This is a genomic window from Streptomyces sp. Z423-1, assembly GCF_013009255.1.
Classification (GTDB): Bacteria; Actinomycetota; Actinomycetes; order Streptomycetales; family Streptomycetaceae; genus Streptomyces; species Streptomyces gossypiisoli.
This window is the reverse complement of sequence record NZ_CP053109.1, coordinates 3,418,418-3,443,052: the sequence shown is the minus strand read 5'-3', so window position 1 is coordinate 3,443,052 and position 24,635 is coordinate 3,418,418. Positions and strand designations below refer to the sequence as shown.

The 24,635-nt window shown below is 71.6% G+C and carries 23 protein-coding genes and 1 riboswitch; of the genes, 13 read left to right on the top strand and 10 right to left on the bottom strand.

Annotated features, from left to right (window positions below; genetic code table 11):
- Positions 1-39: 39 nt before the first annotated feature.
- On the top strand, positions 40-2,058 hold the full coding sequence (locus HJD23_RS15425) for an ABC transporter permease subunit (protein WP_171114290.1): 2,019 nt from the start codon (positions 40-42) through the stop codon (positions 2,056-2,058).
- An 83-nt stretch (positions 2,059-2,141) separates the two neighbouring features.
- Positions 2,142-3,146: an ABC transporter substrate-binding protein gene (locus HJD23_RS15420; RefSeq protein WP_240980719.1), complete on the top strand. Its 1,005-nt coding sequence runs from the start codon at positions 2,142-2,144 to the stop codon at positions 3,144-3,146.
- A 73-nt stretch (positions 3,147-3,219) separates the two neighbouring features.
- On the opposite strand, the gene HJD23_RS15415 is transcribed toward HJD23_RS15420, so the two are convergent.
- Positions 3,220-3,738: a carboxymuconolactone decarboxylase family protein gene (locus HJD23_RS15415; protein ID WP_171114289.1), complete on the bottom strand. Its 519-nt coding sequence runs from the start codon at positions 3,736-3,738 to the stop codon at positions 3,220-3,222.
- Between the two features lie 47 nt (positions 3,739-3,785).
- Here HJD23_RS15415 and HJD23_RS15410 point away from each other — a divergent pair, with 47 nt between their 5' ends.
- The 3 genes from HJD23_RS15410 (at position 3,786) to HJD23_RS15400 (ending at position 6,893) form a co-directional block, all read left to right on the top strand.
- Entirely contained in the window at positions 3,786-5,219 is a 1,434-nt protein-coding gene (locus HJD23_RS15410) for a PLP-dependent aminotransferase family protein (RefSeq protein ID WP_171114288.1), read from the top strand.
- 85 nt (positions 5,220-5,304) lie between these two features.
- The gene (locus HJD23_RS15405) at positions 5,305-5,670 is read left to right on the top strand and encodes a hypothetical protein (protein ID WP_171114287.1); all 366 of its coding nucleotides are present in this window, start codon (positions 5,305-5,307) and stop codon (positions 5,668-5,670) included.
- Between the two features lie 38 nt (positions 5,671-5,708).
- Complete coding sequence (locus tag HJD23_RS15400; protein WP_171114286.1) at positions 5,709-6,893, top strand: glutathionylspermidine synthase family protein; 1,185 nt, start codon at positions 5,709-5,711, stop codon at positions 6,891-6,893.
- Here HJD23_RS15400 and rocD read toward each other — a convergent pair.
- Complete coding sequence (gene rocD / locus HJD23_RS15395) at positions 6,890-8,119, bottom strand: ornithine--oxo-acid transaminase (protein ID WP_171114285.1); 1,230 nt, start codon at positions 8,117-8,119, stop codon at positions 6,890-6,892. The two genes, HJD23_RS15400 and rocD, sit on opposite strands and share 4 nt — an antisense overlap.
- A gap of 93 nt (positions 8,120-8,212) precedes the next feature.
- Positions 8,213-8,301, top strand: a riboswitch (ZMP/ZTP riboswitch).
- A gap of 41 nt (positions 8,302-8,342) precedes the next feature.
- On the opposite strand from rocD, the gene HJD23_RS15390 reads away from it, so the two are divergent.
- Positions 8,343-9,791, top strand: a complete 1,449-nt coding sequence (locus tag HJD23_RS15390) for a glycine hydroxymethyltransferase (RefSeq protein WP_171114284.1) — start codon at positions 8,343-8,345, stop codon at positions 9,789-9,791.
- 228 nt (positions 9,792-10,019) lie between these two features.
- Here the strand turns inward: HJD23_RS15390 and HJD23_RS15385 are convergent, their stop codons facing one another.
- From HJD23_RS15385 to HJD23_RS15375, 3 genes are all read right to left on the bottom strand, one after another.
- Positions 10,020-10,649 carry a hypothetical protein gene (locus tag HJD23_RS15385; RefSeq protein WP_240980718.1) on the bottom strand — a complete coding sequence of 210 codons (630 nt, stop codon included), beginning with the start codon at positions 10,647-10,649 and terminating at the stop codon, positions 10,020-10,022.
- Between the two features lie 351 nt (positions 10,650-11,000).
- On the bottom strand, positions 11,001-12,062 hold the full coding sequence (locus tag HJD23_RS15380) for a hypothetical protein (RefSeq protein WP_232107979.1): 1,062 nt from the start codon (positions 12,060-12,062) through the stop codon (positions 11,001-11,003).
- Positions 12,049-12,609, bottom strand: a complete 561-nt coding sequence (locus tag HJD23_RS15375; protein WP_240980717.1) for an RNA polymerase sigma factor — start codon at positions 12,607-12,609, stop codon at positions 12,049-12,051. Before HJD23_RS15375 ends, HJD23_RS15380 begins: the two co-directional genes overlap by 14 nt.
- A gap of 131 nt (positions 12,610-12,740) precedes the next feature.
- On the opposite strand from HJD23_RS15375, the gene trpS reads away from it, so the two are divergent.
- Both trpS and HJD23_RS15365 read left to right on the top strand, forming a co-directional pair.
- Positions 12,741-13,754 carry a tryptophan--tRNA ligase gene (gene trpS / locus HJD23_RS15370; RefSeq protein WP_171114282.1) on the top strand — a complete coding sequence of 338 codons (1,014 nt, stop codon included), beginning with the start codon at positions 12,741-12,743 and terminating at the stop codon, positions 13,752-13,754.
- 263 nt (positions 13,755-14,017) lie between these two features.
- Positions 14,018-14,596 carry a 2'-5' RNA ligase family protein gene (locus HJD23_RS15365; protein ID WP_171114281.1) on the top strand — a complete coding sequence of 193 codons (579 nt, stop codon included), beginning with the start codon at positions 14,018-14,020 and terminating at the stop codon, positions 14,594-14,596.
- Positions 14,597-14,624: 28 nt separating this feature from the next.
- Here the strand turns inward: HJD23_RS15365 and HJD23_RS15360 are convergent, their stop codons facing one another.
- Together HJD23_RS15360 and HJD23_RS15355 are read right to left on the bottom strand one after the other, a co-directional pair.
- Positions 14,625-15,380, bottom strand: a complete 756-nt coding sequence (locus tag HJD23_RS15360) for a decaprenylphospho-beta-D-erythro-pentofuranosid-2-ulose 2-reductase (protein WP_171114280.1) — start codon at positions 15,378-15,380, stop codon at positions 14,625-14,627.
- 47 nt (positions 15,381-15,427) lie between these two features.
- Positions 15,428-16,801 carry an FAD-binding oxidoreductase gene (locus HJD23_RS15355; protein WP_171114279.1) on the bottom strand — a complete coding sequence of 458 codons (1,374 nt, stop codon included), beginning with the start codon at positions 16,799-16,801 and terminating at the stop codon, positions 15,428-15,430.
- A 132-nt stretch (positions 16,802-16,933) separates the two neighbouring features.
- Between HJD23_RS15355 and HJD23_RS15350 the strand changes: the two genes are divergently transcribed.
- Positions 16,934-17,866, top strand: coding sequence for a decaprenyl-phosphate phosphoribosyltransferase (locus HJD23_RS15350; protein WP_171114278.1), 933 nt, complete (start codon positions 16,934-16,936; stop codon positions 17,864-17,866).
- A 94-nt stretch (positions 17,867-17,960) separates the two neighbouring features.
- Positions 17,961-18,836 (top strand): YihY/virulence factor BrkB family protein, encoded by an 876-nt coding sequence (locus tag HJD23_RS15345; RefSeq protein WP_171114277.1) that lies wholly within the window; start codon positions 17,961-17,963, stop codon positions 18,834-18,836.
- A gap of 29 nt (positions 18,837-18,865) precedes the next feature.
- On the opposite strand, the gene HJD23_RS15340 is transcribed toward HJD23_RS15345, so the two are convergent.
- The gene (locus HJD23_RS15340) at positions 18,866-20,179 is read right to left on the bottom strand and encodes a D-alanyl-D-alanine carboxypeptidase (protein ID WP_346770306.1); all 1,314 of its coding nucleotides are present in this window, start codon (positions 20,177-20,179) and stop codon (positions 18,866-18,868) included.
- Positions 20,180-20,270: 91 nt separating this feature from the next.
- Here HJD23_RS15340 and HJD23_RS15335 point away from each other — a divergent pair, with 91 nt between their 5' ends.
- The 3 genes from HJD23_RS15335 (at position 20,271) to HJD23_RS15325 (ending at position 22,389) form a co-directional block, all read left to right on the top strand.
- Positions 20,271-20,510, top strand: coding sequence for a hypothetical protein (locus tag HJD23_RS15335; protein ID WP_171114275.1), 240 nt, complete (start codon positions 20,271-20,273; stop codon positions 20,508-20,510).
- Between the two features lie 34 nt (positions 20,511-20,544).
- Complete coding sequence (locus HJD23_RS15330; protein ID WP_171114274.1) at positions 20,545-21,882, top strand: metallophosphoesterase; 1,338 nt, start codon at positions 20,545-20,547, stop codon at positions 21,880-21,882.
- A 105-nt stretch (positions 21,883-21,987) separates the two neighbouring features.
- Entirely contained in the window at positions 21,988-22,389 is a 402-nt protein-coding gene (locus HJD23_RS15325; RefSeq protein WP_171114273.1) for an ATP-binding protein, read from the top strand.
- Positions 22,390-22,420: 31 nt separating this feature from the next.
- Here the strand turns inward: HJD23_RS15325 and HJD23_RS15320 are convergent, their stop codons facing one another.
- A complete protein-coding gene (locus tag HJD23_RS15320; RefSeq protein ID WP_171114272.1) occupies positions 22,421-23,887 on the bottom strand; it encodes a HAMP domain-containing sensor histidine kinase in 1,467 nt (488 codons plus the stop codon).
- Positions 23,884-24,573 carry a response regulator transcription factor gene (locus HJD23_RS15315; protein ID WP_171114271.1) on the bottom strand — a complete coding sequence of 230 codons (690 nt, stop codon included), beginning with the start codon at positions 24,571-24,573 and terminating at the stop codon, positions 23,884-23,886. The genes HJD23_RS15320 and HJD23_RS15315 overlap by 4 nt, the downstream gene beginning before the upstream one ends.
- Between the last annotated feature and the right edge of the window lie 62 nt (positions 24,574-24,635).

Sequence of the window (24,635 nt, the reverse complement as noted above, 5' to 3'; positions counted from 1 at the left end):
GCCGGACGGGATATCCGGTACCAGCCGGGGGTGGACCGCATGAGTGCCGTCGTCACCCCTGCCCCGCCGCCGACTCCCGTCGAGCCGGCCAAGGAACCCGCGCCCGCCGCGACCCGCTCGCGCCTCGGCCACCCGCTCGTACGCCGCATACTCCCGCTGGCCGTCGTCGCGGCCGTGGTCGTACCGGTCGTCGCCGTGGTCTGGGGCAGCGGAGCCTGGCCGTCCGCGCTGACCGTCGACGTCAAGACGCCGCTGGACGACGCCTACGCGTGGGTCGTGAACAACCGGGACACCAGCCCGGTCTTCCTCTACTTCCTGCTGCACCTGAGCAACTGGTCGGACAGCTCCGTCACCTGGATGACGGACCTGCTGGTGAACCTGGGCTGGTTCCCGGTGACGCTGGGCGCCGTCCTGCTGTCCTGGCGCATCGGCGGCCTGCGCGGCCGGCGCGGGCTCAGGCTCGCCGCCGTCACGCTGGGCGCCTTCGCGGTGTGCGGAGTGCTCGGCATGTGGGAAGCCACCATGGAGACCCTCGCCCTCATGGCGGTCGCGGTCGCCGTGTCCGCGGTCGTCGGCGGCCTGCTCGGCCTCGGCGCCGGCCTGTCGGACCGCTTCGAGAAGATCCTGCGCCCGGTGCTGGACACCATGCAGATCATGCCGGCGTTCGCGTATCTGCTGCCGCTGGTGCTGCTCTTCGACATCGGCGTGCCCTCCGCGCTGATCGCCACGATCATCTACGCCGCCCCGCCCATGGCCCGGCTCACCTCGCTCGGCCTGCGCGGCGCCGACCCGGGCGTGATGGAGGCCGCCCAGTCGCTGGGCGCGAGCCCGTGGCAGCGGCTGCTGACCGCACGGCTGCCGCTGGCCCGCAAGGAGATCCTGCTCGGTCTCAACCAGACGATCATGATGGCCCTGTCCATGGTCACCATCGCCTCCGTCATCGGCGCCGGCGGCCTCGGCGAGGAGGTCTTCCAGGCCCTGTCCACCGTCGACGTCGGCAAGGCGCTCGCCGCGGGCATCCCGATCGTGCTGCTGGCCATCTGGCTGGACCGTACGACCGCGGCCGCCGGTGACCGCCTCGGCGAGGGCTCCGACCCGTCCGCCAACCGGCTGCTGCACGGCTGGCGCGGCTGGAGCCTGACGGCCGGCGTGTTCGCCGTGGCCGCCACGGTGGGCTCGATCCTGCTCATCGAGGAGTGGCCCGAGCCGTGGACCGTGGACATCTCCCCGCCCGTCAACGAAGCCGTGGCCTGGTTCACCGGCCACCTCGCCGAGGGCGTGCCCGTCCTGGGCGGCACCCGCACCTGGGCCGACGGCTTCACCATGTGGGTGCTCGACCCGCTCCGCGACGGCCTGATCGCCGTCCCGTGGTGGCTGCTCGTGCTGCTCGCCGCCGTGCTCGGCCTGCTCGCGGGCGGCTGGGGCGCGATGGCCACGGCCGCCGCGGCGATGGCCGGCGTCGGCGTCATCGACGTGTGGAACGACTCCCTCGACACCCTCTCGCAGGCCATCGCGGGTGTCGTCGTCACCCTGGTCCTCGGTTTCGTGATCGGGGTGGCCGCCGCCCGGATGCCGCTGCTGGAACGGCTGCTGCGGCCACTGCTGGACACCATGCAGACCCTGCCGCAGTTCATCTACCTGATCCCGGTGGTGGCCCTGTTCAACGTGGGCCGCTCCGCCGCGGTCGCCGCGGCCGTGCTCTACGCGCTGCCCGCCGTCGTCCGGATCACCGTGCAGGGCCTGCGCCAGGTCGACCCCGCGGCACTGGAGGCGTCCCGCTCCCTGGGCGCGAGCGCCTTCCAGCAGATCCGCCAGGTCCAGGTGCCGCTGGCCCGCCCGGCACTGATGCTCGCCCTCAACCAGGGTGTCGTCCTCGTCCTCGCCATGGTCATCGTCGGCGGCTTCGTCGGCTCCGGCGCCCTCGGCTACGACGTCGTCTACGGCCTGCAGAAGAGCGAACTGGGCACCGGCCTGACCGCCGGCGTCGCCATCGTGCTGCTCGGCCTCGTCCTGGACCGCACCACCCAGCGCACCCGACGCGGGACCACCACGCAGTGACACCCGACCCCGGCACCCGCTCCCGAGTCCCGTACAGCCGCTCCCGCAGGAACACCTGCCCGTCCGAAACGAGAGACCCCTCGATGAACATGAAGAACCTGAACCTGAAGACCCTCAGGAACCTCAAGACCAGAAAGCACCTCACCCGCGCCGCCACCGCCACCGCCGTCGTCCTCGGCATCACCGGCCTGAGCGCCTGCGCCGCCGCCGACACCGGCTCGTCGTCGGCGGGCGGCTCCTCCGGCTCGGTCACCATCGTCGTGCCGTCCTGGGTCGGCGCGGAGGCCAACGCGGCCGTCGCGAAGTACATCCTGGAGAACGAGCTGGACACCGAGACCAAGCTCACCCAGCTCGACGAGTCGGTCGGCTTCGACGCCCTCAACAGCGGCAAGGCCGACGCCATCCTGGAGGACTGGGGCGGCGCCCCGAAGAAGGTCAAGCTGTACGTCGACGACAAGAAGTCCGTCGTCGCGGGCGGCGACCTCGGCGTCGTCGGCCACATCGGCTGGTTCGTGCCGAAGTACCTGGCCGACGAGCACCCGGACATCACGGACTGGAAGAACCTCAACAAGTACAAGGACCTCTTCAAGACCGCCGAGAGCGGCGACAAGGGCCAGCTCCTGGAGGGCTCGCCGTCGTACACCACCAACGACGACGCGATCATCAAGAACCTGAAGCTGGACTACAAGACGGTCTACGCCGGGTCCGAGGCCGCCCAGATCACGCAGATGAAGGAGGACTACAAGGCCAAGAAGCCCTTCATCACCTACTGGTGGACGCCGCAGTGGCTGAACGCCCAGCTCGACCTGGTCGAGGTGAAGCTGCCCGAGTACATGGAGGGCTGCGACTCCGACCCGAAGAAGGTGGCCTGTGGTTACGCCCAGACCCCGCTGCAGAAGTACTTCAACGCCGACTTCGCCAAGGACGGCGGCGACGCGGCCGAGTTCCTGAAGAACTTCAACTGGACCGCCGAGCAGCAGAACGAGGTCGCCGCGATGATCGCGGACCAGAAGATGAGTTCGGAGAAGGCGGCCGAGAAGTGGGTCAAGGCCAACGAGGACGTCTGGAAGGCGTGGCTGCCCAAGTAGCCGACGGCAGCGGGAGCGGACGCACCCCGGCCGGGCACCCGACACACGTGCGGGAGCCCGGCCGGGGTGCGTTCTACTGCACCGCCCCCTGGTGGCCGCCCGGCTGGTAGTGGCCCGGCGTCATACGGCAGGTCACACCGAACCGGTTCCAGGCGTTGATCACCGTGATCGCGGCGAGCAACTGCGCCAGCTCCGTCTCCTCGAAGTGCTGAGCGGCCCGCTCGTACACCTCGTCCGGCACGAACCCGTCCGTCAGCACGGTCACGGCATCCGTCAGCTCCAGGGCCGCCAGCTCCTTCTCGGTGTAGAAGTGCCGCGACTCCTCCCACGCGTTCAGCTGCACGATCCGCTCGACGCTCTCGCCCGCCGCGAGCGCGTCCTTGGTGTGCATGTCGATGCAGAAGGCGCAGTGGTTGACCTGCGAGGCGCGGATCTTCACGAGTTCGTACAACGCCGGGTCCAGGCCCTGCCGGGCGGCCATGTCGAGCCGGACCATCGCCTTGTAGACGTCGGGGACGAGCTTGGCCCACTCCAGACGCGGGGTGACCTCGGGGGCGTACTGCACAGCTGCCGTGTCTTCTGTCGTCGTCATGCCCTCGACCCTACGAGCGAGGCAGCCCAGGAGTATGGTCCATTTCCATGGCGAAACCTCGGGCCACTTTGGGCATCGACCTGCACATCGAACCCGCCGGACCCGGCCTGCGCCGCGGTCTGACCGACGCCCTGCGCGAGGCCGTCCGCACCGGCCGCCTCGCGCCCGGCACCCGGCTGCCCTCGTCCCGCTCCCTCGCCGCCGACCTCGGCATCGCCCGCAACACCGTCGCCGAGTCCTACGCCGACCTCGTCGCCGAGGGCTGGCTCACCGCCCGCCAGGGCTCCGGCACCCGGGTCGCCGACCGCCCCGTCCCGCCACCGCCCGACCGGCGGTCCCCGCACCACCGCGAACCCGGCCGCGCCGCCCACAACCTGGTCCCCGGCACCCCCGACCTCGCCTCCTTCCCCCGCGCCGAGTGGCTCAAGGCCACCCGCCGCGCCCTCACCGCGGCCCCGAACGACGCCCTCGGCTACGGCGACCCCCGCGGCCGCATCGAACTGCGCACCGCCCTCGCCGACTACCTCTCCCGCGCCCGCGGCGTACGCGCCGACCCCGACCGCGTCCTCGTCTGTCCCGGCTTCGCCCACGGCCTGAAACTCCTCGCCGAGGTCCTCCACACCCGCGGCCTGCGCACCCTCGCCGTGGAGTCCTACGGCCTGGACGTGCACTGGAACCTCGTCGAACGCACCGGCCTGCGCACCGTTCCGCTCCCCTTCGACGCACACGGCACCTTGCCGGGGGCCCTCGACTCCCCCCGGGAGCGAGCAGCCGAGGGCAGCCTCAGCGACGACCTCGCCGCCGCGCGGGCCGTGCTGCTGACGCCCGCGCACCAGTTCCCGATGGGTGTCGCCCTGCACCCCGCGCGTCGCGCCGCCGTCGTGGACTGGGCCCGGCGCACGGGCGGACTGATCCTGGAGGACGACTACGACGGCGAGTTCCGCTACGACCGCCAGCCCGTCGGCGCCCTCCAGAACCTCGACCCCGACCACGTCGTCTATCTCGGCACCGCCAGCAAGTCCCTCGCCCCCGGCCTGCGGCTGGCCTGGATGGTCCTGCCGCCCTCGCTGGGACCGGACGTCATGCGGCACGCGGCCAGCTCGGCCACCGGCGTCCTCGAACAGCTGACCCTCGCCGAGTTCCTCACCTCCGGCGCCTACGACCGCCATGTCCGCGCCGCCCGCCTGCGCTACCGGCGCCGCCGCGACGACCTGGTCGCCGCCCTCGCCGAGCACGCGCCCGACGTCCGCGCCACCGGCATCGCGGCCGGTCTGCACGCCGTCCTCCAACTCCCGCCCGGCACCGAACAACCGGTCGTCCGCGCGGCCAACTGGCAGGGTGTCGCCGTCCACGGCCTCTCCCGCTATCGCCACCCCGCAGCCGAGGCCCAGCCCCCCGACGCCCTGGTCGTCGGCTACGGCACCCCACCCGACCACGCCTGGACGGGCACCCTGGACGCCCTGTGCAGAGCGCTGCCCTGAGACCTTCCCCGCCCATACGTGATCGCGTACATTCAGGCCAGTCGCATATGATCACGGGTCGAACAGACCAACGGGGAGAAAGAACATGGCGGAAACCCGACGACGGCTGCGCTCCAGCACCGTCGTACTCGGCGGCATGGGCGTCATCGCCGCGGCCCTCACCTCCTGCGGCTCCGAGCCGGACCGCCGCTGCGTGGACCGCGACAGCTACGACTACCTCAACGGCTACAAGATCGTCGCCGACAAGAACTGCAAGTCCTCCTCCTCCGGCACCTCCTACGGCAAGGGCCGCAAGAGCACCGGCCAGCGCGTCGACGCCGCCTGGTACTACGAACCCACCGAGGTCAGCGGCGGCTACGCCCAGTACGGCACCTTCAGCCGCAGCGAGGCCGTCGACCGCGGCGGCTTCGGCTGCTCGGGCGACGGCAGCGGTGGCAGCGGCGGCGGCTGAAGCCCGTCGCCTACCCCGTCGACCGGAGGACCCTTTTCGTGGAACGCCGCACCATCGAGCCACGCCCCGGCTGGCAGCAGACCGTCGAGGAGCAGGGCCTGATCTACCCCCTCACCCGCTACCCCGACAACTCCCTGCGTCCCTACTGGGACGAGAGCGCCTACTACGTCTTCTCGCTCCCCGAGGTCGAGGCCCTGGAGGAGGTCGTCGAGGAACTGCACCGCATGTGCCTCGTGGCCGCCGAGCACATCGTCGCCACCGACCGCTTCGCCGACCTCGGCATCACCGACCCCCGCGTCGCCCACGCGGTCGCCGAGGCCTGGCACCGCCGCGCCGAACTCCCCTCCGTCTACGGCCGCTTCGACCTCCGCTACGACGGCACCGGCCCCGCCAAGCTGCTGGAGTACAACGCCGACACCCCCACCTCCCTGGTCGAAGCCGCCTCCCCCCAGTGGTTCTGGATGGAGGAACGCTTCCCGGGCGCCGACCAGTGGAACTCCCTCCACGAACGCCTGATCGCCGCCTGGAAGAACCAGGCCACCCTCCTCCCACCGGGCAGCCCCCTGTACTTCGCGCACTCCAGCGCCGACGAACTCGGCGAGGACCTGATGACCGTCGCCTACCTCAAGGAGACCGCGGACCAGGCCGGCCTCGACACCGACTGGATCTCCATGGAGGAGATCGGCTGGGACCCCCTCTCCGGCCGCTTCGTCGACAACCACCTCCGCTTCATCCGCAGCTGCTTCAAGCTCTACCCCTGGGAATGGCTCACCACCGACCGCTTCGCCGGCCACGTCCTCGACACCCTCGACAACGGCGGCGGCACCGGCACCACCCTGTGGATCGAACCGGCCTGGAAGATGCTGCTCAGCAACAAAGCCCTGCTGGCCATCCTCTGGGAGCTCTACCCCGGCCACCCCAACCTGCTCCCCGCCCACCTCGACGGACCACGCGACCTGGCGACCACGAAGGGGTACGTCGCCAAGCCCCTCCTGGGCCGTGAGGGCGCCGGCGTGACCGTCCACGAGCCGGACGCCGCCCCCGTCGTACGCGACGAGCCCTGCTGCTACCAGGAGTTGGCGCCGCTGCCGTCCTTCGACGGCAACCGTGTCGTCCTCGGCGCCTGGGTCGTCGAGAACGAGTCGGCCGGCCTCGGCATCCGCGAGTCCTCCGGCCTGATCACGGACGAGTACGCCCGCTTCCTGCCGCACGTGATCCTCTAGGACCTGTCCTGGACAGAGCCCTGCACACCGAGCACCCCGCGCAGTTGGGCCAGCCCCCAGTCCAGGTCCTCCTTCCCGATGACCAGCGGCGGTGCGATCCGGATCGTCGAACCGTGCGTGTCCTTCACCAGCACCCTCCGGTCCATCAGCTTCTCGGACACCTCCCGCCCGGTGCCGAACCTCGGATGGATGTCCACCCCCGCCCACAGCCCGCGCCCGCGCACCTGCGTCACCCGCCCCGTGCCGGTCAGCGCCACCAGCTCCCGGTGCAGATGCTCACCCAGCTCCGCCGCCCGCGCCTGGTACTCACCCGACCGCAGCATCGCGATCACCTCCAGCGCCACCGCGCAGGCCAGCGGATTCCCGCCGAACGTCGACCCGTGCTCCCCGGGCCGGAACACCCCGAGCACCTCCGCCGACGACACCACCGCCGACACCGGCACGATCCCCCCGCCCAGCGCCTTGCCCAGCACATACATGTCCGGCACCACGCCCTCGTGCTCGCACGCGAACGTCCGCCCCGTCCGCCCCAGCCCCGACTGGATCTCGTCCGCGACGAACAGCACGTTCCGCTCCCGGGTCAGCTCCCGCACCGCCGGCAGGTAGCCGGCCGGCGGCACGATCACTCCCGACTCGCCCTGGATCGGCTCCAGCAGCACGGCGACCGTGTTCTCGGTCATCGCCGCCCGCATCGCCGTCAGATCCCCGTACGGCACGATCTCGAAGCCCGGTGTGTACGGGCCGAAGTCCGCCCGCGCCTCCGGGTCGGTGGAGAAGCTGATGATCGTCGTCGTACGGCCGTGGAAGTTGCCCGACGCCACCACGATCTTCGCCATCTCCGCGGGCACGCCTTTGACCCGGTACCCCCACTTGCGGGCCGTCTTCACCGCGGCCTCCACCGCCTCCGCGCCCGTGTTCGCCGGCAGCACCATCTCCATCCCGCACAGCTCCGCCAGCTGCGTGCAGAACGCCGCGAACCGGTCGTGATGGAAGGCACGCGACGTCAGCGTCACCCGCTCCAGCTGCGCCTTCGCCGCCTCGATCAACCGCCGGTTGCCGTGCCCGAAGTTGAGCGCCGAGTAACCGGCCAGCAGATCCAAATAGCGTCGGCCCTCCACATCCGTCATCCACGCCCCGTCGGCCGAGGCGACGACCACCGGCAGCGGGTGATAGTTGTGCGCGCTGTGCGCTTCGGCTTCGGCGATGAGGCTTTCCGTAGCGGTCACGGCAACTCCCGAACATGAGGCTGGACCCCTTTCTTATCGTCGCTCGCATGGTGGACTGGGGAACCGGACCGTCCGGCGCGCCCGGTAGGCTGATCGCCGGGCCGTGACTGGCGCGCTGGGATGGGACCGACCATCGGGGAGCGGCCTGTAGTGAGCGAGTGCCGTGCGCCTGGGCCGAACCGTGAACCGTGACCGCTGAAAGCCACGCCGCCCGGAGGCCGAGATGTCAGAGCAGCCCCTCTCCACCGAATCCACCGCCTTCCGCTCCGCCCTCGACGTGATCCGCGCCGTCGAGCCGCGCGTGGCCGACGCCATCGGCCAGGAGGTCGCCGACCAGCGCGAGATGCTCAAGCTGATCGCCTCCGAGAACTACGCCTCCCCCGCCACCCTCCTGGCGATGGGCAACTGGTTCAGCGACAAGTACGCCGAGGGCACCGTCGGCCGCCGCTTCTACGCCGGCTGCCGCAACGTCGACACCGTCGAGTCCCTTGCAGCCGAGCACGCCCGCGAGCTCTTCGGCGCCCGCCACGCCTACGTCCAGCCGCACTCCGGCATCGACGCCAACCTCGTCGCCTTCTGGGCCGTCCTCGCCGACCGCGTCGAGGCCCCGTTCCTGGAGAAGACCGGCGTCCGCCAGGTCAACGACCTCTCCGAGGCCGACTGGGCCGAGCTGCGCCGGGCCTTCGGCAACCAGCGCATGCTCGGCATGTCCCTGGACGCCGGCGGCCACCTCACCCACGGTTTCCGTCCGAACATCTCCGGCAAGATGTTCGACCAGCGCTCCTACGGCACCGACCCCGCCACGGGCCTGATCGACTACGAGGCGCTGCGCACCTCGGCCCGCGAGTTCAAGCCGCTGATCATCGTCGCCGGCTACTCCGCCTACCCCCGTCTCGTGAACTTCCGGATCATGCGCGAGATCGCCGACGAGGTCGGCGCCACGCTCATGGTCGACATGGCCCACTTCGCCGGCCTCGTCGCCGGCAAGGTCCTCACCGGCGACTTCGACCCGGTCCCGCACGCCCAGATCGTCACCACCACCACCCACAAGTCGCTGCGCGGCCCGCGCGGCGGCATGGTCCTGTGCGACGACTCCCTCAAGGACCAGGTCGACCGCGGCTGCCCGATGGTCCTCGGCGGCCCGCTCCCGCACGTCATGGCCGCCAAGGCCGTCGCCCTCGCCGAGGCCCGTCAGCCCGCCTTCCAGGACTACGCCCAGCGCATCGTCGACAACTCCCGCGCCCTCGCCGAGGGCCTGATGCGCCGCGGCGCTGCCCTGGTGACCGGCGGCACCGACAACCACCTCAACCTGATCGACGTCGCCACCTCCTACGGCCTCACCGGCCGCCAGGCCGAGGCCGCACTCCTCGACTCCGGCATCGTCACCAACCGCAACGCCATCCCGGCCGACCCCAACGGCGCCTGGTACACCTCGGGCATCCGCATCGGCACCCCCGCGCTGACCACCCGCGGCCTGGGCACCGCCGAGATGGACGAGGTCGCCGCCCTCATCGACCGCGTCCTCACCACCACCGAGCCCGGCACCACCAGCAAGGGCACCCCGTCCAAGGCGCAGCACGTCCTCGACCCGAAGATCGCCGACGAGATCTCCCGCCGTGCCACCGACCTCGTCACCGGCTTCCCGCTGTACCCGGAGATCGACCTGGGCTGACGCCCACGACGAAGCCACACGGGCCGCGCAGATCCAGGTCGATCACCTCCTGGCGTGGCTCCTCCCGCGGCGGTCCGGCTCCCTGCCGGGCCGCCGCGCGGCGTATCAGCACGGTGCCGCCGACACCGGCCGCGAGCCCGACGGCCGGCCCCACCACCGCCCACCCGGCATCACCCATCACCGGGCCGGGCCGGCGTCCGGCGACCTCCCCGTCCGTTTCGCCGACCTTCATACGTCCCGCAGTTCCTGCCTCGGCCCCGGCTCACCCCGCAGGCGGCCCCACGGCAGTCGCGCGGTGAAGGGGCGCAGAACCAGCGCGAGCACGGCCCCGGCCGCCAGGCCCGGAAGCGCCCACCACCAGTCCGTCCCGTCGCCCGACCCTGACGACTGGGCCCGGGACGCCTCGGCCGCCGTGCCCGTGGCGTCGGCCGCCGTGCCGGACGAGCCCTTCGCGCCCTCGTCCGGCCCGTATACCTCCCACGCCGGTGGGAAGATCGCTGAGTTTCCGTCGGCCGAAGCCTTGCCCATCAGACCCAGCTTCTTGAGCAGGGCGCGCAACTGGGCCGGATGATCGGCGCGGTGCCAGGTGCCGTTCGTCGTGCTGTCCAGGTTCGCCGCCGTGTGTATCCAGACATCCCGCCCGTCGTCGGCCGGGTAGACCCGGTCGAGGCGCCAGGGCGTCACGTCATGGACCATCCACGTGACGTTGATCTGGCGGGCTGCCGTCAGGCCCGCCTCGGGCGGCTTGTCCCGTGTGCTCCGGCCCGGTGCGCCGAGCAGCCGCTCGAGCTCGCCGTACTCCTTGTCGGAGTAGTACAGCGCGGCCGTCTCCGTGCTCTCCGGTGAAACCAGGAGCACGCTGGTCGGCCCTCCGGCTGACGCGGGCGCCGCCGCGCCCCATAGCAGGAGGGCGAGCGCCGCCGCCAATGCCCCTGTCAGTCCCGCGAGTTCACGACAACGGCCCCTCCAGCCGCCCCCGCCGCGCCCGCGTCCACGCGAGCGATCTCCCGAGCGGCCGACCCCATGTCCACTCATCCGAACCCCCAGTCGAGCGATCCCCGTGCGGCCCGTCTCCGAGCCGCATGTCACTTCTGGTACACCGCCCGAACCGCCTGGGTTCCCATCCGGAACCCACATTTTCCGGACCGGCCGTTTCAGAACTAGTGCGAGAGCTAGTGCGAGAACTAATGAGAGAACTAATGAGAGGAACTAATGCGAGGACACCTCGGACGGCCTCTCCATGGATCGCGCGATCTGCACGGCCCGCTCCTTCGATGCCACCCCTTCCAGCCGCAGCGTCACGGCTTTGTCCTCCGCGTCGCGGGTCCACCACAGCAACGTCGGACCGGCCGTCCGCTCCTCGCGCGTGTAGCGCTCGCCGCTCGCGTCCACCAGCCAGACGGTCAGCAGGTGCGGGCGGGGGAACCACAGGACCGGATCGTGCGCGGCGCCGGTCGAGGCGTCGGGGCCCAGCGATATCCATTCCGGCGGTTCGCGCACTGTCTTGGCGAAGCTGATGTCCAGGCTCGCGCGCCGCTGGTCCAGCCGTATCGTGCGCCCGTCCTCGCGCCAGCACAGGCTCACCACGAATCGTCCCGCCGGTTCACCCGTCACCGAGACCGTGTCCGGCATGCCGAGCTCCTCCGGCACCAGCGGCTCGAACCCGGCACGGTCCTCCGCCTGGGCGAGCGACACCGAGCGACCGCAACCGGGGACCTCTGCGCCGGGCGACGGCACCGCCGACGGGTCGTACCGCACCTCGACTCCGGCGAAGTCGAACCAGTCGAAGACCGCCGCCCGCACCGGGGGCGTGAGCACGAGCACCGTCAGCAGACCGCACAGCGCCGCGGTCAGCGAACGCCAGCGCATCCGCGTCCAGCGCCGCACCGCCCGCAGCCGCTCGGCGGCACCCGGCGGCTCGGCCGCCGGGACAGGCACACGCTCGGCGAGTATCTGCCCCAGCACCCGCTCGACCATCGTCTCGGCGCCGTCCGCCGCACCACCCGGCACGTCCAGCGAACGCCCGAGGGCCCGCAGCTCCTCGGGCAGCCGGGTCGGGTCTCCACGCCGGCCGTGATCGCCGGCGCCCCGACCGTGCCCACCGGTGCCTCCGGCGTCCCCGGCGGCCCCGGCGCCGTCATGCTCGTACGCACGCCGCCGGTCACCCTCGTGCGCCCCTTGCCCGTCACCGTCGTACGGCATCCGCCACTCACCGTCGTACGGCATCCGCCACTCACCGTCGTCCGGCATCCGCCCGTCACCCATGCTCATCACCCCCTTCCCGAGGTCGAAAATCCGGCAGCAACCGCCCCAGCTTCCGCAGCGCGCGGTTCAGCCGGGACTTCACCGTGCCCCGAGGCCAGCCCAGGGCCTGGGCCGTCTCGGACTCGTCCATCTCAAGGAGATAGCGGTAGGTGACGACCAGGCGATGCTCCTCGCTGAGCTTGCCCAGGGCGGCCTGGAGCGCGGCGCGGCGCTCCCTCTCCAGCGCGGCCACCGCCGGGTCCGCCGCTTCCGGTATCAGCGGTTCCGCCTCCACGAACGCCGCCTCACGCCCGGCGAGCGTGCGCTGGCGGGCCGCCGTGCGCACTGTGTTCCTCGTCTCATTGGCGACGATCGCCAGCAGCCACGGCTTGAACGCCGAGCCGTCCTTGAACCGGCCCAGCGAGCAGTACGCCTTGACGAAGGCCTGCTGCACCACGTCCTCCGCGTCCGCACCCGCCCCGAGCGCGGCGGCCGCCCTGAGCGCGATACCCGTATGGGCCCGCACCAGCTGCGCGTACGCCTCCGGCTCTCCGGCGCGTACGCGTGCGATCACCGCGGCCTCATCGACGATGCGGCCCCCCTCCCGCGTCCTCACACCTTTGTTACACCGCCGGGGACGGTTCGGTTCCCATCTGTTTCCGACCAGTTCCGGACCGGCCCCCGGAACCTGAGAGAATGGTGAGCATGGCCTCTGACCGACCCCGCGTGCTCTCCGGAATCCAGCCCACCGCAGGCTCGTTCCACCTCGGCAACTACCTCGGCGCCGTCCGCCAGTGGGTGGCCCTGCAGGAGACCCACGACGCGTTCTACATGGTCGTCGACCTGCACGCGATCACGCTCCCGCAGGACCCCAAGGACCTGCGCGCCAATACCCGGCTCGCCGCCGCCCAGCTGCTCGCGGCCGGACTCGACCCCGAGCGCTGCACGCTGTTCGTCCAGAGCCACGTCCCCGAGCACGCCCAGCTCGCCTGGGTCATGAACTGCCTCACCGGCTTCGGCGAGGCGTCCCGCATGACCCAGTTCAAGGACAAGTCCGCCAAGCACGGCGCGGACCGGGCCTCCGTCGGCCTGTTCACGTACCCGATCCTGCAGGTCGCGGACATCCTCCTCTACCAGGCCAACGAGGTCCCGGTCGGCGAGGACCAGCGCCAGCACATCGAGCTCACCCGCGACCTCGCCGAGCGCTTCAACGGCCGCTTCGGCCAGACGTTCACGGTCCCGAAGCCGTACATCCTCAAGGAGACGGCCAAGATCTACGACCTTCAGGACCCGTCGATCAAGATGAGCAAGTCGGCGTCCACGCCGAAGGGCCTGATCAACCTGCTCGACGAGCCCAAGGCCACGGCGAAGAAGGTCAAGAGCGCCGTCACCGACACGGACACCGTGATCCGCTTCGACCCCGAGGCCAAGCCGGGCGTCAGCAACCTCCTCTCCATCTACTCGAACCTCACCGGGACGGGAATCGCGGAACTGGAGGAGAAATACGTCGGCAAGGGCTACGGTGCGCTCAAGACGGACCTCGCCGACGTCATGGTCGAGTTCGTGACGCCGTTCCGGGAGCGGACCAACCAGTACCTCGACGACCCGGAGACGCTGGACTCGATCCTGGCCAAGGGCGCGGAGAAGGCGCGCGCCGTCGCCGCGGAGACCCTGGCACAGGCCTACGACAGGGTGGGCTTCCTGCCCGCCAAGCACTGAGCCGGGCCGTACGCCCGTACCTCGGGGCCGTACGCCCGTACCCCGGGGCCGCACACCCGCGACCCCGGCCGTACACCAGCGGCCCCGGTCGTACACCCGCGACGCCGGGCCGTACCCCCATACACCGCACAAGCGCTGCACATCACTGCGGCTGCGCCTGCCCACGGCACAGCCGGAGCCGTACAGTCGATAGCCGGACGGCCGCACCCGCGGCCGCCCGTGCCGGCTTGAGGCCCGTACCCGACACGACGACAGGAGACGACGTGGGGACCGTAACGATCGGTGTGTCGATCGCGGTCCCGGAGCCGCACGGCAGCCTGCTCCAGCAGCGGCGCGCGGGCTTCGGCGACGCCGCGGCTCACGGTATCCCCACGCATGTCACCCTGCTGCCGCCGACGGAGGCCGACGACTCGGAGCTGCCTGCGATCGAGGCGCACCTCGCCGAGGTCGCCGCCGCCGGGCGCCCCTTCGCGATGCGGCTGTCCGGCACCGGGACCTTCCGGCCCCTCTCGCCGGTCGTGTACGTCCAGGTCGTCGAGGGCGCCGAGGCCTGTACGTGGCTGCAGAAGCAGGTCCGGGACGGCTCCGGCCCGGTGGCCCGCGAACTGCAGTTCCCGTACCACCCGCACGTCACCGTCGCCCACGGCATCGACGAGGCGGCCATGGACCGCGCCTTCGAGGAACTCGCCGACTACCAGGCCGCGTGGGCCTGCAGCGGCTTCGCCCTGTACGAGCAGGGCAGCGACGGCGTCTGGCGCAAGCTGCGGGAGTTCGCGTTCGGCGGTGCGGTGGTGCCTCCGCAGGCGGGACATGTGGAGCGGGGCACCATTCCCAGCCGCTAGGGCCGTCCGGCGGATCACGCCGGCGTGGCTACACCGGCAGGCGCCGGAACACCCCGCGCGGGACATGTCGTAGCGCAGCCATCACCAGACGGAGCGATCCGGGTACCCACACCGTCTCCGAGCGGCGGCGCAGACCCAGTTCGATGGCCGTCGCGACCGCTTCGGGGGTGGTGGCGAGCGGGGCTTCCTCAAGGCCGGTGGTCATCTTCGAGCGGACGAATCCGGGGCGTACGACCATGACGTGGACGCCCGTTCCGTGCAGCGCGTCGCCCAGCCCTTGGGCGAACGCGTCGAGGCCCGCCTTGCTGGAGCCGTAGATGAAGTTGGCGCGGCGGGCGCGTTCGGCGGCGACCGAGGAGAGGACGACCAGGGAGCCATGGCCCTGGGCCTGCAGCGCGCGGGCGGCGACCAGGCCCGCCGAGACCGCTCCCGTGTAGTTGGTCTGCGCGACACGCACCGCGCTCACCGGCTCGCGCTCGTCGCGCGCCTGGTTGCCGAGGATGCCGAACGCGAGCAGCACCATGTCGATGTCGCCCTCCGCGAAGACCTTGTCGAGCACCGTCTCGTGGGACTCGGGGTCGAGCGCGTCGAACGCGACGGTGTGCACGTCGGCGCCCAGGGCGCGCAGGCCGTCGGCGGCCTCCCCCAGGGCGGGCGAGGGGCGTCCGGCCAGCCACACCGTGCGCGTACGGCGGACGATCAGGCGGCGGGCGGTCGCCAGCGCGATCTCGGACGTGCCGCCGAGGACGAGGAGGGACTGGGGGAGACCGAAGGCGTCCTTCATGACAGCTCCTGGAGGGGCGGGCGGGCTGGGGTTGACGTAGGGGCGGGCTAGAGGCCGAGTCGGCGGGAGAGGTCCGAGGCGAAGACCCCGCGCGGGTCCAGTTCCGCGCGCAGGGCGCGGAAGTCGGCGAGCCTCGGGTACATCGCGGCGAGCAGGTCGGGGCGCAGCCGGGAGTCCTTGGCCAGGTAGACACGGCCGCCCGCGGCCGCCACCTCCTCGTCCAGCTCGTCGAGGAAGGCGGCGAGACCGGGCAGGCCCGCCGGGATGTCCAGCGCCAGCGTCCAGCCGGGCACGGGGAAGGAGAGCCAGCCCGGGTCGGCGTCCCCGAAGCGCTTGAGGACGGCCAGGAAGGACGGGCAGCGGCGCGCGGCGACGCGCCGCACGATCCGGCGCAGGGTCTCCTCCTGGCCGTATCCGACGACGAACTGGTACTGCACGAAGCCGCCGCGGCCGTAGATCCGGTTCCAGTGCGGTACGCCGTCCAGGGGGTGGAAGAAGGCGGAGAGCTTCTGGAGATGGCCGGTACGCGCGCGTGGTGCCGTGCGGAACCAGAGTTCGTTGAACAATCCGACCGTGTGGCGGCTCAGCAGGCCCTCCGGCACCACATCGGGGGCGGTGGGCAAGCGCGTGGGGCGGAAGGCGAGAGGGGCTCTACGCGCGCGCGTGCCCTCACGCAGTGCCTCCAGCGGTGCGTGGTCGCCGCGGGTCAGTACCGCGCGGCCCGTCGCCGCGCCGCGGGCCAGCAGGTCGATCCAGGCGACCGAGTAGCGGTAGCGGTGGTCGGTGGCCGTCAGGCGGGCCATCAGGTCGTCCAGGTCGCCGGCGCGCTCGGTGTCGACCAGCATCCATGACGTCTCGACCGGCTGGAGCCGGACGCTTGCCGTCAGGATGACGCCGGTGAGGCCCATGCCGCCCGCGGTCGCGTCGAAGAGGGGGGTGCCCTGGGCGACGGTGCGGATGCCGCCGTCGGCGGTGAGGAGTTCCAGGGACGGTACGTGGCGGGCGAAGCAGCCCGCGACGTGGTGGTTCTTGCCGTGGATGTCGGCGCCGATCGCCCCGCCGACCGTGACGTGCCGCGTGCCCGGCGTGACGGGCAGAAACCAGCCGAGCGGCAGCAGCACGTCCATCAGGCGGTGCAGGGAGACGCCCGCGTCGCACAGGACGGTCCCGCCGCCGACGTCGATGGCGTGGATCCGGTCCAGGCCCGTCATGTCGAGCACCGCCCCGCCGGCGTTCTGCGCCGCGTCCCCGTACGCCCGCCCCAGACCCCTCGCGATGCCGCCGCGAGCCCCGCAGTCCCGGACGGCTGCCACGGCCTCCTGGTACGTCCGGGGGCGGATCACCCGGGCGGTGGTGGGAGCGGTGCGGCCCCACCCGGCGACGGAAGCAAGGGTGGTGTGGGGGGCGGTGTGGGCAGGCATGGTCGTGACCGTAACGCCCTATGTGTCGCATTCATCCTGAAACATTCGTCAGCTACCCGAAACGGGTGATTAATGGGATGTCGCTCAATATTGCCGGAGTTGCCAGAAGGTTGACGTGAACAGTGAGTCCCCATGGACCACCGGCACGTCGAGGCGGCCCGCACTCCACATCAGGCGGTGGGGGCCGCCCTCCCCGCGGCCCTCCTCAGAACCGCCCGCCCCAAACAGTGGGTCAAGAACGTCCTGGTCGTCGCCGCCCCGGCCGCCGCCGGCCAGCTCTTCTCCCGGCACGCCCTCACCCAATTGGCCCTGCTCTTCGCCCTGTTCACGGCCTGCTCCGCCGCCGTGTACCTGATCAACGACGCCCGGGACGCGGAGGCCGACCGGGCGCATCCCGTCAAGCGGCACCGTCCGGTCGCCGCGGGCGAGCTCCCGGTGGCCGGCGCGTACGCCGTCGGCGGCGCCCTCGCCGTCCTCGCGCCCGCCGTGGCGGCCTGGCTGTGCCCGCCGGCCGTAGCGGCCCTGCTGGTGGCCTACCTGGGCATGCAACTGGCGTACTGCGTCAGCCTCAAGCACGTCCTGGTGGTCGATCTCGTGGTCGTCACGACCGGGTTCCTGATGCGGGCGATGGCCGGCGGACTCGCCCTCCGCATCCCGCTGTCGCGCTGGTTCCTGATCACGGCCGGGTTCGGCGCGCTGTTCATGGTGGCGGCCAAGCGCTACTCCGAAGCCGTACAGATGACCGGAAGAGCAGGTGCCACGCGCGCGTTGCTGACCGAGTACTCCACCGGATACCTGCGTTTCGTCTGGCAACTGGCGGCCGGTGTCGCCGTCCTCGGCTACTGCCTGTGGGCGCTGGAGGGCGGCGGCACCCAGCACAGCGGCCTGCTGCCCTGGCGTCAGCTGTCGATGGCCGCCTTCATCGTCGCGATCCTCCGTTACGCCGTCTTCGCCGACCGTGGCACGGCGGGCGAACCCGAGGACGTGATCCTGCGCGACCGCGCCCTCGCCGTCATCGGCGTGATCTGGCTGGCGATGTACGGTCTGGCGGTGGCCCATTGGTGAGCCGCCCGGGCGGACGCACACCGTTGGGCAGTGATGGTGCGGCCGACGGCCGCGTCGGGCGGATCGACGGTGCGGTGGAGGGCAGGCTCGGGGCATGGACTGGCTGAAGAAGCTCCCCGTCATCGGCCCCCTGGCCACCCGTCTGATGGCCACGCACGCCTGGCGGTCGTACGAGCGGCTGGACCGCGTGAAGTGGACACGGCTGGCCGCCGCGATGACGTTCACCAGTTTCGTCGCGCTGTTCCCGCTGCTCACCGTGGGCGCCGCGATCACCGCCGCCACCCTCAGCGCCGAGCAGCAGAAGGAGATCCAGGACAGGATCGCCGACCAGATCCCCGGCATCTCCGACCAGTTGAACATCGGCTCCCTGGTCGACAACGCCGGCACCGTCGGCCTCATCGCCGGCGCCCTGCTGCTGCTCACCGGCATCGGCTGGGTCGGCTCGATGCGCGACTGTCTGCGCGCGGTGTGGGAGCTGCCGGACGACGAGGAGAACCCCGTCCTGCGCAAGGCCAAGGACGCGGTCGTCCTGCTGGGCCTTGGCGGGGCGCTGCTCGTCACCCTTGCCGCGTCCGCCGTCGCCTCGGCCGCGGTCGGCTGGATCGCCCGCCAACTGGGTCTCGACGAGCACGGCTGGGGCAGCCTGCTGCTGCGCGTCGCCGCGTTCGCCGTCGCCGTACTCGCCGCCTTCCTGCTCCTGCTGTACGTCCTCACCCTGCTGCCCGGTGTCGAGCCGACCCGGCGGCGGCTGATCGTGGGCGCGCTGGTCGGCGCGATCGGCTTCGAGCTGCTGAAGCTGCTGCTGAGCGGCTATATGCAGGGCGTGGCCGCGAAGAGCATGTACGGCGCGTTCGGCGTCCCCGTCGCCCTGCTGCTGTGGATCAACTTCACCTCGAAGCTGGTCCTGTTCTGTGCGGCCTGGACGGCGACGCCGAGCAAGGGGGCGACTGAGGAGGCGACCGGGGGCTGAGCAGCAACCCCCGACGACCTGTCAGGTGGTCACCGCCGACGCAGCGGCCACCGCCGGTTCACCAGGAACGCCCCGCCCGCGAGCAGCGCCAGCAGCCCGCCCGTGATCGCGAAGGCGATGCCGATGCCGCTGGAGCCGCTCTCGGTCGTCGCGCTCGCCACGGGCTTGGCCGAATCCCCGCCGGTCCCGGTCCCGGTGCCGCCGCCCGCCTCGCCGGACCCGTCGGCGTCGTTCGCCTCGCTGGAGGCGGTGGCGCCCGGCTGGGCGTCGGCCGCGCTCTTCGGCGGAACCAGCTCACCCACCGGCTCCACCTTCCCGGCCGCCTTGAAACCCCAGTCGAACAGCCGCGCGGTCTCCTTGTAGACCTCGTTGTGCTCGGCCTTCTGCGGGTTCATCACGGTGACCAGCAGCACCTTGCCGTCCCGTTCGGCGACGCCGGTGAAGGTGGAGCCCGCGTTGGTGGTGTTGCCGTTCTTGACGCCCGCGATCCCCGGGTACTGGGAGATGTCGTAGTCGCCGGTCAGCAGCCGGTTGGTGTTCTGGATCTCGAAGGACTTCCGGACCGTCTTGCCCTTCTTGTTCTTCGCCGTCTCGCCCGGGAACTTCGCGGTCACCGTCGAGGAGTACTCGCGGAAGTCCTTCTTCTGCAGCCCGGAGCGGGCGATCAGCGTCAGGTCGTACGCGGAGGAGACCTGGCCGGGGGCGTCGTAGCCGTCGGGGCTGACCACGTGCGTGTCGAGGGCCTGGAGTTCCTCGGCGTGCTGGTTCATCTCCTGGACGGTGTTCTTGACGCCCTTGTTCATCGCGGACAGCACGTGCACGGCGTCGTTGCCGGAGCGCAGGAAGACACCGAGCCACAGGTCGTGGACGGTGTACGTCTCGTTCTCCTTTATGCCGACCATGCTGGAGCCGGAACCGATGCCCGCCAGGTCGGAGGGGGCCACCTTGCGGGTCGCCGTCTTGGGGAACTTCGGCAGCAGCGTGTCCGCGAACAGCATCTTCAGGGTGCTCGCCGGGGCCAGCCGCCAGTGCGCGTTGTGCGCGGCGAGCACCTCGCCCGACTCGGCGTCGGCGATGATCCAGGACCGCGCGGTGACGTCCTTGGGCAGGACCGGGACCCCGCTCGCCAGGTTCACCTGCGTCCCCGGACGGCCGAGCCGCGCGCCGCCCACGGTCGACATGTTCGCCGGGGGAGTGGCCGACTGGCTCGGCGACGAACTCGGCGACGAACTCGGCGTCGGGCGGGGCGCCGCGAAGGCGGCGGGCGCGGTCAGCGAAACGGACAACAGAGTCGCGGAAGCGAGCAGCAGCGATCGCCGGGCGTTCTTCTTGGGTGCGGGCACGATCGAGAACGTACATGTACGGTCCCCGGAAGTCCCGCGCCCCTCCCCACCCCTGCGCACGAACCGGACACCCGGCGGCGATACTGAACGCATGAAACTCAGCCGCCCGATCTCCTGGTTCCTGCTCGCCTTCGGGGTGTGGAGCTGGGTCATCTGGGTCACTTTCATCAACAACCTGATCAAGGACAGCAGCGGGCTGGCGTTCGAGGACGGTCAGCCGACGGCGTACTTCTGGGTGCATCTGCTGCTCGCCGTCGTCTCCCTCGTATTGGGGACGGTCATCGGGGTCATTGGGTTGCGCGGACTGCGCGCACTGCGCCACAAGTCATAGCGATCCGAACCCCGGCCAAGGAGAGAACAGCAGCATGGTGATCGTCTTTCTGCTCGTCGTCGTGAGCGTCCTCGTGGTGGCGAACTGGTATCTGTGGCGCCGCCTCTTCCGCGACACGACCCGGCGAGCGGGCGCGCTGCGCCGTGCCGGGGCGGTGCTGATCGGGGGCGGCTGGGTGCTCGCGATCGGCGCCCTGGTGGCCGAACGCGCGGGCGCCCCCTTCTGGCTCCAGCAGACCCTGGCCTGGCCGGGCTTCCTGTGGCTCGCGCTGTCGATCTATCTGCTGCTCGCCGTGGTCGCGGGTGAGGTGGTACGACCGCTGCTCCGGCGTTTCCTGGAACGCCGGGACGCGCGGAAGCAGGTGCCCGCCCCCGCCGACGTACCGCGGCCGGAGCCGATACCGGCCGGAGCACCGCCCACGGAGGCCGTCGCCACGGAGGAGCCGCTTTCGCAGGAGGCACCCCTTTCCCCGGACACGCCCCTTTCCCCGGACGCGCCCGTCTCCCCCGAGGCCGAGGCACCCACCCCCGCAGCGGAACCGCAGTCCCCCTCCCGCCGCCTCTTCGTCTCCCGCGTCATCGCGGGCGCCGCCGCCGTGGCCGCCGTCGGCACGGTCGGCACCGGCACCTACGGCGTCCTGAACGGCCCCGGCGTCAAGCGCGTCACCGTCCCGCTGGCCAAGCTCCCGCGCGCGGGGCACGGTTTCCGGATCGCGGTGGTCAGCGACGTCCACCTGGGCCCGGTGCTCGGCCGGGGCTTCGCCCAGAAGGTCGTCGACACGATCAACGCCACGCAGCCCGACCTCATTGCGGTGGTCGGCGACCTGGTCGACGGCAGCGTGCAGGACCTGGGTCCCGCCGCCGCGCCCCTGGCCCAGCTGCGCGCCCGGCACGGCGCGTACTTCGTCACCGGCAACCACGAGTACTTCTCCGGCGCCGAGCAGTGGGTCGAGCAGGTACGGCGGCTCGGCCTGCGCCCGCTGGAGAACGCGCGGACGGAACTGCCCTGGTTCGACCTGGCGGGCGTCAACGACGTCGCGGGCGAGAGCGAGGGCCAGGGCCCGGACTACGCCACGGCGCTCGGCGACCGCGACGCCACGCGCGCGTGCGTGCTCCTCGCCCATCAGCCGGTCCAGATCCACGAGGCCGTCAAGCACGACGTGGACCTCCAGCTCTCCGGTCACACCCACGGCGGCCAGCTGTGGCCCGGCAACCTCCTCGCGGCGGCCGCGAACCCGACCGTCGCCGGTCTGGAACGCTACGGCGACACCCAGCTGTACGTCAGCCGCGGCGCGGGCGCCTGGGGACCGCCCACGCGCGTGGGCGCCCCCTCCGACATCACGGTGGTCGAGCTGGCGTCGACACAGGCGTAGGCCCGCCGCAGGCGAAGTGCGCCCACCGGATCCGCCCAAGTGCCGCCGGACAGCGCCCGGACACAGCACCATGTGTCGGAGGTGTGCGTGCGGTGAGGAGCGAACGTGGTGAGACGCTACGCCTTCCGGCTGCCCCGGCACCCGGCGTCCGTCGGTCTCGCGCGACGCCGGGTGCGGGACCATCTGACCGACTGGGGGCACGGGCCCGACGCCCCGTCGCTGACCGACGCCGTGCTGCTCGTGTCCGAGCTCGCCACCAACGCCGTACGCCACGGACCGCGCACGGAGGCGGAGTTCGAGGTCGCGGTGACCGCGCTCGCCGACGGCTCCTGCCTCATCGAGGTCTCCGACGAGGGCCGCCACATACCCCGCCTCCGGCCGGTCGACGACACCGAGGAGGCGGGCCGGGGCCTGCACCTGGTGGAACACATCGCCGCGGCGTGGGGGGTGTGGAGCCGGGGCAGCCACGGCAAGACAGTGTGGGCGCTGATACACGCCGAGGCGTAGGCCGTATGCCCTCCGTCGGCCCGGCCCGGCCCTACACCCGCACCGGCGCCCGCACCGGCAACGTCACCGTCACCGCAAGTCCCGCACCCGGTGCCGTACACACCCCCACCTCACCCCCGTGCGCCTGGACCACCCCCTGCACGATCGCCATCCCCAGCCCGCTGCCCGCGCCGCCTGCCGCGCGGAAGAAGCGGTCGAAGATGCGGGCCGCGTCCTGCTCGTCCAGCCCGGGCCCGTCGTCGGCGACGCACAGCCGCACCACCCCGTCGTCATCCCGCTCCACCCCGAGCCGCACCGGCACGTCGGGGGGCGTGTGGATGCGCACGTTGGCCAGCAGGTTGCCGAGGATCTGGCGCAGCCCGGACTCGTCGGCGTGCACCAGCACCGAGCCGTCGGCGTGGACGGATATGGGCCGCTCCGGCTGCTGGACGCGCAGATCCTCGGCCGCCTCGCGCACCAGACGGCTCACGTCGACGTTGCGGAAGCGCAGTTCGGGCTGCTGGTCGAGGCGGGCGAGGGTGAGCAGTTCGTCGACGAGCCGGCCCATGCGGTCGGTCTCCGCGAGGACCCGCTCCCAGGCGCGTTTGCGGTCGGCCGGATCACGCAGCATGCCCTTGTCGTAGAGCTGGAGGTAGCCGCGTATCGCGGACAGCGGCGTGCGCAGCTCGTGCGAGGCGTCGGCGACGAAGCGGCGCAACTGGGCCGCGCTGCGCTCGCGCGTGCGGTACGCCGACTCCACCTGGTGGAGCATGGAGTTGAGGGCGAGCCGCAGCTGCTCGACCTCCAGGGTGGGCTCACGGCTGGACGGCACGCGCCGGGTGAGGTCGCCCTCGGCGATGGCCGTCGACGTCTCGACCATGTCCTCCAGGGGCTGGGTGCGGCGGCGCACGCTGACCATCGTCAGCCAGGCCAGCATGGCCAGCAGCAGCGTGCCGGCGGCGAGGTCGAGCTTGACGGCCCGGGCGACGACCTGGTGCAGCGACTCGGTGGAGGTGGCGAGCAGCACGGTCGTGCCGTCGGCGAGCTGTCCGGCGGTGACGCGGTACTGGTCGCCCCGCACCTCGACGTCGTGCGGCTCTGGGTCGGCGGTGAGGGCCGCCGGGTCGTCCACGGCAGCGGCCAGGGCGCGCTGGGTTCCGGTCGGCGCGAGACCGCCGAGGGTCCGGGCCTGCCCGCCGCGGTCCACGGCCACGAAGACCGAGCCCTGCACCGGTGAGTCGGCCTCGGCGCCCGCGGAGTCGGGGGCCAGCTTTTCGCTGAGGGCGAACAGCGCGGCCATCGAGTCGACCTGCTCGAACGTCAGCGGCACGTCGCCGATCGAGTCCCTGGACAGCATCAGCTGCCGGTCGACGGCGTCGAGCAGATAGAGCCGCATGCCCATCACACTGACACAGGTCGCCACGACGACACCGAGGGCCAGCAGCAGCACGTTCGCCAGCGTCAGCTTGCCGCGCAGGGAGCGCGGGCCGCGCTCGCAGCGCCACGTCGGCCGCCTCATGCCAGTCCGTATCCGACGCCGCGCCGGGTGGTGATCACGGGCGGTCCCAGGGTGTCCAGCTTGCGCCGCAGATAGCTGATGTAGGTCTCCACGACGGTCGACTCGGGCGGCAGGTGCTCGTACTGCCAGACGTGCCGCAGCAGTTGCTCCTTGGGCACGATCCGGCCGCCGTTGCGCACCAGGAAGCGCAGCAGGGCGTACTCGGTCGGGGTCAGCTCGACGGACTTGCCCGCGCGGTGCACGCAGTACGTCGTCTCGTCCAGCTCCAGGTCGCCGTACCGCAGGGGCGGTCGCTGCGGCAGGACGTCGGCGGGGCGGGTGCGGCGCAGCACCGCGGTCACCCTGGCGACCACCTCGTCGATGTTGAACGGCTTGGTGATGTAGTCGTCGCCGAAGCCGAGGGCGCCGACGATCTCCGCGGGCGAGTCGCGCGCGGTCAGGAAGACCAGCGCCAGGTCGGGGCGCCGCTCACGCAGTTCACGGCCCAGCGCCCGGCCGTCGCCGTCCGGGAGCATGACGTCGAGCAGCGCCGCGTCGGGCCGGGTGCGCTCGGCCAGGGTGAGCGCCTCGCGGACGGTGCCCGCGGTCATGACCTCGAAACGGTGGTAGCGCAGGGCGATCGCGAGGACGTCGGCGATGCTCACCTCGTCCTCCACGACCAGCACGGTGCCGGGAGCCGTCGTCATGCCCCCAGTATCGGCGCGGGCAATGACAACGGGGCCCGGTTCGCTTTGGAGTTCCTTGAGAG

What these genes read in the sequence shown, in the direction of transcription:
- HJD23_RS15355 (WP_171114279.1), bottom strand. Translation starts at nt 16,801, where the DNA reads ATGCCTGCCCACACCGCCCCCCACACCACCCTTGCTTCCGTCGCCGGG.
- trpS (WP_171114282.1), top strand. Translation starts at nt 12,741, where the DNA reads ATGGCCTCTGACCGACCCCGCGTGCTCTCCGGAATCCAGCCCACCGCA.
- HJD23_RS15425 (WP_171114290.1), top strand. Translation starts at nt 40, where the DNA reads ATGAGTGCCGTCGTCACCCCTGCCCCGCCGCCGACTCCCGTCGAGCCG.
- HJD23_RS15350 (WP_171114278.1), top strand. Translation starts at nt 16,934, where the DNA reads ATGGACCACCGGCACGTCGAGGCGGCCCGCACTCCACATCAGGCGGTG.
- HJD23_RS15415 (WP_171114289.1), bottom strand. Translation starts at nt 3,738, where the DNA reads ATGACGACGACAGAAGACACGGCAGCTGTGCAGTACGCCCCCGAGGTC.
- HJD23_RS15360 (WP_171114280.1), bottom strand. Translation starts at nt 15,380, where the DNA reads ATGAAGGACGCCTTCGGTCTCCCCCAGTCCCTCCTCGTCCTCGGCGGC.
- HJD23_RS15405 (WP_171114287.1), top strand. Translation starts at nt 5,305, where the DNA reads ATGGCGGAAACCCGACGACGGCTGCGCTCCAGCACCGTCGTACTCGGC.
- HJD23_RS15335 (WP_171114275.1), top strand. Translation starts at nt 20,271, where the DNA reads ATGAAACTCAGCCGCCCGATCTCCTGGTTCCTGCTCGCCTTCGGGGTG.
- HJD23_RS15330 (WP_171114274.1), top strand. Translation starts at nt 20,545, where the DNA reads ATGGTGATCGTCTTTCTGCTCGTCGTCGTGAGCGTCCTCGTGGTGGCG.
- HJD23_RS15380 (WP_232107979.1), bottom strand. Translation starts at nt 12,062, where the DNA reads ATGAGCATGGGTGACGGGCGGATGCCGGACGACGGTGAGTGGCGGATG.
- HJD23_RS15345 (WP_171114277.1), top strand. Translation starts at nt 17,961, where the DNA reads ATGGACTGGCTGAAGAAGCTCCCCGTCATCGGCCCCCTGGCCACCCGT.
- HJD23_RS15420 (WP_240980719.1), top strand. Translation starts at nt 2,142, where the DNA reads ATGAACATGAAGAACCTGAACCTGAAGACCCTCAGGAACCTCAAGACC.
- HJD23_RS15315 (WP_171114271.1), bottom strand. Translation starts at nt 24,573, where the DNA reads ATGACGACGGCTCCCGGCACCGTGCTGGTCGTGGAGGACGAGGTGAGC.
- HJD23_RS15410 (WP_171114288.1), top strand. Translation starts at nt 3,786, where the DNA reads ATGGCGAAACCTCGGGCCACTTTGGGCATCGACCTGCACATCGAACCC.
- HJD23_RS15320 (WP_171114272.1), bottom strand. Translation starts at nt 23,887, where the DNA reads ATGAGGCGGCCGACGTGGCGCTGCGAGCGCGGCCCGCGCTCCCTGCGC.
- HJD23_RS15390 (WP_171114284.1), top strand. Translation starts at nt 8,343, where the DNA reads ATGTCAGAGCAGCCCCTCTCCACCGAATCCACCGCCTTCCGCTCCGCC.